This window comes from Enterobacter cloacae complex sp. GF14B (assembly GCF_004136805.1).
GTDB classification, from domain to species: domain Bacteria; phylum Pseudomonadota; class Gammaproteobacteria; order Enterobacterales; family Enterobacteriaceae; genus Enterobacter; species Enterobacter hormaechei_C.
This window is the reverse complement of record NZ_QFRV01000008.1, coordinates 91,574-100,564: the sequence shown is the minus strand read 5'-3', so window position 1 is coordinate 100,564 and position 8,991 is coordinate 91,574. Positions and strand designations below refer to the sequence as shown.

8 protein-coding genes are annotated in these 8,991 nt (G+C 55.0%); 3 read left to right on the top strand and 5 right to left on the bottom strand.

Annotation, left to right across the window (positions count from 1 at the left end; genetic code table 11):
- From DD606_RS04925 to DD606_RS04915, 3 genes are all read right to left on the bottom strand, one after another.
- Nucleotides 1-493, bottom strand: a 493-nt coding sequence (locus tag DD606_RS04925) for an MsnO8 family LLM class oxidoreductase (RefSeq protein WP_129258332.1), incomplete at its 3' end; no start/stop codon positions are given.
- Between the two features lie 109 nt (nucleotides 494-602).
- On the bottom strand, nucleotides 603-1,142 hold the full coding sequence (locus tag DD606_RS04920; protein WP_129258330.1) for a shikimate kinase: 540 nt from the start codon (nucleotides 1,140-1,142) through the stop codon (nucleotides 603-605).
- Nucleotides 1,143-1,213: 71 nt separating this feature from the next.
- A complete protein-coding gene (locus DD606_RS04915; RefSeq protein ID WP_023314200.1) occupies nucleotides 1,214-1,612 on the bottom strand; it encodes a cupin domain-containing protein in 399 nt (132 codons plus the stop codon).
- A 112-nt stretch (nucleotides 1,613-1,724) separates the two neighbouring features.
- Between DD606_RS04915 and DD606_RS04910 the strand changes: the two genes are divergently transcribed.
- Complete coding sequence (locus tag DD606_RS04910; protein WP_063855028.1) at nucleotides 1,725-2,615, top strand: LysR family transcriptional regulator; 891 nt, start codon at nucleotides 1,725-1,727, stop codon at nucleotides 2,613-2,615.
- A gap of 327 nt (nucleotides 2,616-2,942) precedes the next feature.
- Nucleotides 2,943-4,439, top strand: coding sequence for an L-asparagine permease (gene ansP / locus DD606_RS04905; RefSeq protein ID WP_022648235.1), 1,497 nt, complete (start codon nucleotides 2,943-2,945; stop codon nucleotides 4,437-4,439).
- A 93-nt stretch (nucleotides 4,440-4,532) separates the two neighbouring features.
- Here ansP and DD606_RS04900 read toward each other — a convergent pair whose 3' ends face one another.
- Nucleotides 4,533-5,594, bottom strand: a complete 1,062-nt coding sequence (locus DD606_RS04900; protein ID WP_023324693.1) for a YncE family protein — start codon at nucleotides 5,592-5,594, stop codon at nucleotides 4,533-4,535.
- A 246-nt stretch (nucleotides 5,595-5,840) separates the two neighbouring features.
- Between DD606_RS04900 and pqqU the strand changes: the two genes are divergently transcribed.
- Complete coding sequence (pqqU, locus tag DD606_RS04895; RefSeq protein WP_023314203.1) at nucleotides 5,841-7,958, top strand: TonB-dependent receptor PqqU; 2,118 nt, start codon at nucleotides 5,841-5,843, stop codon at nucleotides 7,956-7,958.
- A 123-nt stretch (nucleotides 7,959-8,081) separates the two neighbouring features.
- Here the strand turns inward: pqqU and DD606_RS04890 are convergent, their stop codons facing one another.
- Nucleotides 8,082-8,750: a GntR family transcriptional regulator gene (locus tag DD606_RS04890; protein WP_032658540.1), complete on the bottom strand. Its 669-nt coding sequence runs from the start codon at nucleotides 8,748-8,750 to the stop codon at nucleotides 8,082-8,084.
- Nucleotides 8,751-8,991: the final 241 nt, after the last annotated feature.

The window sequence follows — 8,991 nt, the reverse complement described above, 5'->3', positions numbered from 1 at the left end:
CAGGCACCGGCGGCAGCGGCGTGGCACGAACGTCCTCCTCCGCTGACTGATTTTCAGGGCGGATCCAGCGATCAAGCTGCGTCAGTTGGTCCGCAAAGCTGCCTTTCTCCTGCGGATTTAGGCCGTACTGCAAGGCGCGGGTAGAGAGCGGCAGACCGCCGGGCGCTTTGCCAACGCCCAGATCAACCCGGCCCGGCGCAATGGCGGCCAGTACGTTAAAATTTTCGGCGACTTTGTAGGGGCTGTAATGTTGCAGCATGACGCCGCCTGAGCCCACGCGAATACGCTTTGTTTGCCCGAGGATCCAGGCAATAAGCAGCTCCGGCGAGGGGCTGGCAAGCTGCGGGGTATTGTGGTGTTCGGCAATCCAGAAGCGGTGATAACCCAGCGTTTCTGCCTGCTGCGCCAGTGCTAAGGTTCGCGCCAGCGCATCGGCGGCTGTTTCGTGTTCTGCGACGGGGCTTTTATCCAGAATGCTGATTCGCCATGACATGTTGCGTTCTCGTTTGACTTAACATGTCGTCATTATTAAAGGCGGATTTCACCTCTGAGAAACAATTAATTTACATTTGGATTGCCGGAAAACGGCAATAGAGAGTCTGTCATCGGCGTGATTTAAGCGAGGCAATGAGTCTTTCGGCATCCTGCCGTCGGGTAATGCGGAGAAAGCGAATGTGTTTGTACTGCGGGTTTTGCATATCCGCTTGATAGCGTTTGCGGTTGCTGCGCCAGGTTTTGATCGTCCAGATGATAATAGAGTCCTTGCTAAGGAACGACCGACGAAAGCTTTCGCGGTTCCCCGTGCCGGGCCAGAGCTCCTGTTTGTGCCAGGCGCGTCTGGAGGCCCGCGTCACCACTTGCCAGAGCGTGCGGATAAACCCACGATCTATCCACACCACCAGATCGACGTCGCGCCACTTAACGTCGCGTGTGCGGTTGTAATTCCCGTCCAGGACCCAGTCAGGCGAGGCGGCGAGCGCTTTTTCCAGGGTTGCAAGAAACTCATCGTCCGGTGTTCCCTGCCAGTTCGCTCGCCAGTAAAGCCTGTCCATCTCAATGTAAGGGATAGCCAGCGCCTCCGCGATTCGCCTGCCAAACGTGCTTTTCCCACTTCCGCTGGTACCTATGATATTGATTTTCACCGTTCCGCCTGCAAATGCTGAAGAAAACGGATCGAATCATAACGTTAATAATTTGTTTACGAAACGCCAGACTACTCGTTCGGATACTGCTCGTCGGTGACCTTCTCCAGCCACGCCACCGGACTCCCGTCGACCGCTTCTGCGATGGCGATATGGGTCATCGCCGTCTGCGCGCTTGCGCCGTGCCAGTGCTTCACGCCGGGTGGGATCCAGGCGATATCCCCCTGATTCAGCGGTTCCGCCTCTTTCCCCCACTCCTGTAACCAGCCGCGCCCCTGCGTCACGATCAGCGTTTGTCCAAGAGGATGCGTATGCCAGGCGGTACGTGCGCCGGGTTCAAAGGTGACGGTCGCGCCACCGACTTTTGCCGGTTCAGTCGCCTGGAAAGGCGCGTCAATGCGCACGCTGCCGGTAAACCAGGCCTCTGGACCCTGAACGGAAGGTAACGAACCGCTACGGATAATTTTCATGATTTACTCCTCGTTTGCTGTTGCGTTAACAGTAGCGTAAAGCCATGGGGAGCATTAGAGTGCATAATCAGAAAGGAACCATGAGTTCAATTCATAAATCGAGTAAGCCGCCATGTTAAAAGACAACTTCAACGATCTGCTTTCCTTTATGGTCGTCGCCCGGGAGCGCAGCTTTACCCGCGCCGCGGCGCAGCTTGGGGTATCTCAGTCGGCACTCAGCCACGCAATGCGCAAGCTGGAAGCGAGGCTGGAAGTCCGTCTGTTAACCCGCACCACCCGTAGCGTGGCCCCTACCGAGGCCGGCGAGCAACTCTTTAGGCGCTTAAGCCCCCATCTGCTGGAGATCGAGCAGGAACTCACCGCGTTGCGTGATACCCGCGACAGACCTGCCGGGAATATTCGCCTTAACGCCGGGGAACACGCCATGTCTAAGGTGCTGTGGCCTGTGCTTAAACCCTTTATGGCGCAGTATCCTGACATCAACGTTGAAGTCACGGTGGACAATGGGCTGACTGATATTGTCGATGGCCGCTTTGACGCGGGGGTGCGTCTGGGTGAGCAGGTGGCGAAAGATATGATTGCGGTACGTATTGCGCCGGACATGCGCATGGCGGTTGTCGGGTCAGCAGAGTATTTGCAACGTTTCGGCATACCGAAAACGCCGGAGCAGCTCGATCAGCACCGCTGCATTAATATGCGCCTGCCCACACGCGGCGGATTATATGCCTGGGAATTTGAACGGGACGGACGTGAGCTGCGCGTGCGGGTTGACGGCCAGCTGATCCTAAACAGCCTGCCGCAGCGCATCGATGCCGCCGAAAACGGTCTGGGGCTGGCGTATGTTCCGCAAGATGCGGTTCAGGACGCCCTTGCTAAGGGCCGGTTAGTGGGTGTGCTTGAAGCCTGGTGTCCGGCTTTTACGGGATACCATCTGTATTATCCGAGCCGCCGCCAGCACACTACCGCCTTTGCATTACTTATTGCAGCCCTGCGGCATACATAGTCTCTACCTATAAGTAACTATTAAGTAAACCTGATGATTAAATCAGCATTCGCAGACCTTTTTGCCTAAAAAAACGCCACGATTCAGCGCGTTGTGATCCCCGTCTGCTCTGACCACACGATTTCCTTCGACGTGCATCACTTTCGGCACGGTTATATTTTGCGTCGCTTATCAATTGCGGGTAGGATGCCTCGCCATGTTTTGCCTTATCCATACACAGAATGACTGGAAAGGCAGCATGTGTCTGCGCAGAAGCAATCGTTTGTTTCGGCATCTGCCAGGCAGGACTATCACGTTAATGGTTCAGACAGGCAAACAGGTAACTCAATGAAAACAAGCAATAAAAGCGCAGCCGATCATCATGCTGCGAAACGTCGCTGGTTGAACTCTCATGAAGAGGGCTATCACAAGGCGATGGGCAACCGTCAGGTGCAGATGATCGCCATCGGCGGCGCTATCGGTACAGGTCTGTTTTTAGGTGCAGGCGCACGTCTGCAAATGGCTGGCCCCGCTCTCGCCCTGGTCTATCTGGTGTGCGGGATCTTCTCTTTCTTCATCCTTCGTGCCCTCGGCGAACTGGTACTCCACCGCCCTTCCAGCGGCAGCTTTGTCTCTTACGCCCGCGAGTTTCTTGGTGAAAAAGCCGCGTATGTCGCGGGCTGGATGTACTTCGTTAACTGGGCAATGACCGGTATTGTCGATATCACCGCCGTTGCGCTGTATATGCACTACTGGGGCGCGTTTGGCGATGTGCCGCAGTGGGTGTTCGCCCTCGGAGCGCTGGCAATTGTCGGGACCATGAACATGATCGGCGTGAAATGGTTCGCCGAAATGGAGTTCTGGTTCGCGCTGGTTAAGGTGCTGGCCATTGTGATCTTCCTGGTGGTCGGTACCGTATTCCTCGGCACCGGTAAACCGCTGGACGGTAACGCAACCGGCTTCCACCTGATTACCGATAACGGTGGTTTCTTCCCGCACGGCCTGCTGCCAGCGCTGGTTCTGGTGCAGGGGGTGGTGTTCGCCTTTGCCTCCATCGAACTGGTCGGTACGGCGGCAGGTGAATGCAAAGATCCGCAGACGATGGTGCCAAAAGCCATCAACAGCGTGATCTGGCGTATCGGCCTGTTCTATGTGGGCTCCGTGGTGCTACTGGTTCTGCTGCTGCCGTGGAACGCATACCAGGCGGGCCAAAGCCCGTTTGTAACCTTCTTCTCTAAGCTGGGCGTGCCGTACGTGGGCAGCATCATGAACATCGTGGTACTGACCGCCGCGCTCTCCAGCCTGAACTCCGGACTCTATTCGACGGGCCGTATCCTGCGCTCCATGTCGATGGGGGGCTCTGCGCCGAAGTTTATGTCGAAGATGAGCAAGCAGCAGGTGCCTTACGCGGGTATTCTGGCCACTCTGGTGGTGTATATCTTTGGCGTGTTCCTGAACTATCTGGTGCCGTCTCAGGTGTTTGAGATCGTGCTGAACGTCGCTGCACTGGGCATTATTGCCTCCTGGGCCTTTATTGTGGTGTGTCAGATGCGTCTGCGCAAAGCGATCAAAGAAGGAAAAGCGGCTGACGTCAGCTTCAAGCTGCCGGGCGCACCGGTGACCTCCTGGCTTACCCTGCTGTTCCTGCTGAGCGTGCTGGTGCTGATGGCCTTCGACTACCCGAACGGTACCTACACCATCGCCACAATACCGCTGCTGGCGGTGCTGTTGATTGCTGGCTGGTTTGGCGTTCGTAAACGCGTGAATGAAATCCACAGTACCGCACCGGTTCATCCTGGAGATGACAAACAGGACGGTCCGCTGGTGGAAGAGACGTCGCGTTAATAAAAAAGCCGGGTGGCGGCTTCGCCTTACCCGGCCTGCATTTCATGGTTTTTTTATGCCCGGTAAGCGCACCACCACCGGGCAAATCCCACATCAGAGCGCGATACGAATCACATCGTCAGGCTGGGTCGCTTCCTGCTGACGGGTTGATTTCTGTTTCACCGTTACGTACAGCGTTTTACCGTCCGCGGACAGCGCCAGGCTGTTCGGGTAAACCGGGGTATCGTAGGTCTTGGTCACTTTGTAGGTTTTGGCGTCAATCACGCTCACCTTGCCCGCCTCGCGGTGCGTCACATAGGCTTCGTTACGCGCCGGGTTAAACAGTACGGCCAGCGATTCTGGCGCGGCGATTTTCTGCATCACGCTGCCATCTTTCAGATTCACCACCAGCACTTCTGGCTGTTTTGAATCCGTCACAAACGCACGCTGGCCGACAGTGTCCAGGCTCAGGTTCAGGTAGAAGTGCTCTTTTCCGTCATCCTGCACTTTTTTACGGCTGAGGATTTTGTTGGTTGCCGTATCAATGGTCACCAGCTCGCCGTCCGCATTGGTGGTATACAGGCGTTTTGCCTTCGCATCCAGCGCCAGTCCGGTGCTGAACGTGCCGGTGTTCGTGATAGTGTCCTTCAGCTTCAGCGTTGCGCCATCAACAACCCAGATCACACTCTCCTTGCCGATGCCGGTAATGTACACCGTATTGGTCGTGTCATCGGCCACCAGCTGGCGCGGCTGAAGCGGCTTCACCGTGTCGCTACGCTTGCGATCGTCCAGCACCAGGCGCCCTTTCACCTCGCTCGTTTTGGCGTCAATCGCCGTCACGGCGCTGTTGACGGTATTACCGAACCACAGCGTCTGGGTGGCGTTATCGATCGTGGCGCCAAACGGCTTGAGATCGTTATGAATCGCCTGCGTCACTTCCAGCGTGACCGGATCCAGACGATAAACCACGCCGCCCTTATCGGTTTTGCGGCTTTGTGACGTCGCAACCCACAGCGCGTTTTCCTGCTGGCTGACGGCCATTTCATACGCGCCCTTGCCGACCGCTTTGCGCAACATCTCTTCAGCGGCATGAACCTGGAACGTACCGGCAAACAGTAAAGAGCCCAACAGCAGAGACCCACGCAGGCGCGGCGAGCACAGATGACGTAAAGACATAACAATTCCTTTTTAAATGAGGAGATTTACCGCTGACATCACTTCCGGTGGGCAAAGTCATCGCTTTGCCGTTATTTTAATGAGAATAGTAATCATTAATCAGTTGAATGTGGAGTATTTCTTTCCTTCAAAGCCTTACATTCACGAAATGTGCGGTTATAGTTTTCATAACATTTACAAAGGATTTAACATATATACACAGGTTCCAGTTGATTTGGTTCGAATTTTTCTTAACCGGTTTACTCCATGAAAATTATTACTGCCCGCAAGGCATCACTACCCCTGCTGTTCGCTCCCGTCATTTTTGGCCCGCTGAGTGCGATGGCCGCGGATGAACAGACCCTGATCGTCAGCGCCACGCCGCAAACTGTCTCCGAACTGGACACCCCGGCCGCAGTCAGCGTGGTGAGCGGCGAGGATATGCGACATGCCACACCGCGCATCAACCTTTCTGAATCCCTTGGGAGCGTGCCTGGCCTGCAAATCCAGAACCGCCAGAACTATGCTCAGGATCTGCAACTTTCCGTTCGCGGATTCGGCGCGCGTTCAACCTTCGGCGTACGCGGGATCCGCATGTACGTGGACGGCATTCCGGCAACCATGCCCGACGGCCAGGGGCAGACGTCAAACATAGACCTCAACAGCATTGAGAGCGTCGACGTGCTGCGCGGCCCCTTCTCTGCCCTGTACGGCAATGCCTCCGGCGGCGTAATCAACATCAACACCCAGACCGGACAACAGCCAGCCACAATTGAAGCCAGCAGCTATTACGGCAGTTACGGCACCTGGCGTTACGGCATGAAGGCCACCGGTGCGGTGGGCGACGGGACTCAGGCGGGGGATGTGGACTATGCGGTATCCACAACCCGCTTCACCACCCATGGCTATCGCGACCACAGCGGCGCACGGAAAAACCTCGCCAATGCGAAACTGGGCGTACGCATTGATGATGTCAGCAAGCTAACGCTGATTTTTAACAGCGTCGACATGAAAGCCAACGATCCGGGCGGACTGAGTTATCAGGAGTGGCAGAACAACCCACGCCAGTCACCCCGTGGCGATCAGTACAACACGCGTAAAACCATTAAGCAGACCCAGGCCGGGATCCGCTACGACCGTCAGTTGAGCGAACAGGACGACCTCAGCGTGATGATGTACGCCGGTGAGCGTGAAATGACCCAGTACCAGTCCATTCCGGATACCGCGCAGACTGAAAATCCTGCGCATTCGGGTGGCGTAATTGATATGCAGCGCCACTATCAGGGTATTGATACCCGCTGGACCCACCGCGGTGAGCTTCTGGTGCCGGTAACGTTTACCACCGGCCTGAACTACGAAAATATGAGTGAAAATCGCCGCGGGTATGAAAACTTCGTGATGAACAACGGCGTGCCGGATTTTGGCGTGAAGGGTAACAAACGCCGTGACGAACGTAACCTGATGTGGAACCTTGATCCCTACCTGCAAACCCAATGGCAGCTCACGCAAAAGCTGTCCGTTGAGGCGGGCGTGCGTTACAGCTCCGTCTGGTTTGACTCCAACGATCATTACATTACCCCTCAAAACGGCGATGACAGCGGTGACGCCAGCTACCATAAATGGCTCCCGGCTGGTGCGGTGAAATACGCCGTGACCGACGCCTGGAACCTGTATGCCGCGGCGGGACGGGGATTTGAGACCCCTACCATCAACGAACTCTCATACCGTTCTGATGGCAAAGGCGGCCTCAATATCAACCTGCAACCGTCAACCAACAACACCTATGAGATTGGCAGCAAAACCCGCATCGGCAATGGCATCCTGACGGCGGCGCTGTTCCGCACGGATACCGACAACGAGATCGTAGTGGACGAAAACAAAGATGGTCGCACTACCTACAAAAATGCGGGGAAAACGCGCCGTCAGGGTGTGGAAATTGCGCTTGACCAGCAGTTTGCCGAAAACTGGAAGCTGAAAATGGCGTGGACCTATCTCGATGCGACCTACCGTACCAACGTCTGCGATAAAGCAGATTGTAGCGGCAACCGAATGCCGGGGATTGCCCGTAATATGGGGTATGCGTCGTTTGGCTGGGAGCCTGAGGAAGGCTGGTACGCGGGGGCAGATGCCCGCTACATGAGCGACGTGATGGCAAACGACACCAATACCGCCAAAGCGCCCTCTTATACCGTGGTCGGTCTGAATACCGGGTATAAACTCAATTACGGCAAATGGGGAATGGACATCTTTGGTCGCGTCGATAACCTGTTCGATAAAGAGTACGTCGGTTCAGAGATTGTAAACGCCGGCTACAATCGCTATTACGAACCCGCCCCTGGCCGTAACTATGGCGTGGGCCTGTCGGTCTCTTATCGCTTTGAGTAAAACATTTTCCGGCAGCGCACGTTGCCGGTAAAAAAATAACATCATTCCCGGTAGCCTTAAGCGCCGGGAATATACTCAGGGAAGTTTAAAACGAATAAAAAAATAAGTGCGCCAGTGCGATCCTTAACTGTAGTATTGCCGTTGCAGGAGGATATTGGCTTCATCAATGGCTCGGTCGATCGCTTCCCGACTGGCCGTCACGTCCCTTTGCTCAAGCGCAGAAAGCAGATCGGCATAATGGTAAGTCGTGGCAGGGATATCTTTCATCTCTTCGTGCAGGTAGTTGATACACGGACCAATCCGTACCCATAGCTGCTCAATCAGCGAGTTCAGGGTCGGCATTTCGGCATACTGATAGAGCGTAAACCGGAACACGCGGTTGGCATGGATCGCTTTCTGCACGTCGCCCTGATGCATGGCGGTGCTGAAGTTATCTGACAGCGCGCGTAATGCACCCAGTTTGGTCTCGGTCATATTCTGACATGCCGCCGCAACGGCCATCGGCTCAAGCTGTTTTCGGATGGCGTTAATTTCGTTATAACGCTCCAGCGTAACCTCTGGCACCAAAAACGCCTGAGCAGGCGTGGCCTGTAATGCGCCTGCCGACACCAGACGCAGCAGGGCTTCGCGCACTGGTGTGATGCTGGTGCCTAATTTATCCGCAATCTCTTTCGTGATGAGTCGAGCCCCAGGTTTTAATGAGCCCGTAATTAACGCTCCCTTTAAACTGTTCTCAACTTGCATCGTCAGACTGATTCTTTGTGCTTTTTCCAGGTTTTCCAAATCAAGCATGTTTAATTCCCGTAGCCAAAACAAAATGCCATTTTCAGCGACTGTTTAAAAAAACATCGCCGGTTTGATATATCCTGTATCGTCATGCCTGGTATGAAGGGCGCGCGTTAAAATAAAAATTGTTCAATTACTATTACGTTTACCACTTCTGGCTCAGCTGGGCCGATGGCGCGCAATGCTTATGGATTAATTAAAGACAATATATCGTATCTTCACAAATAATTATGGCGGACTTTGCCCG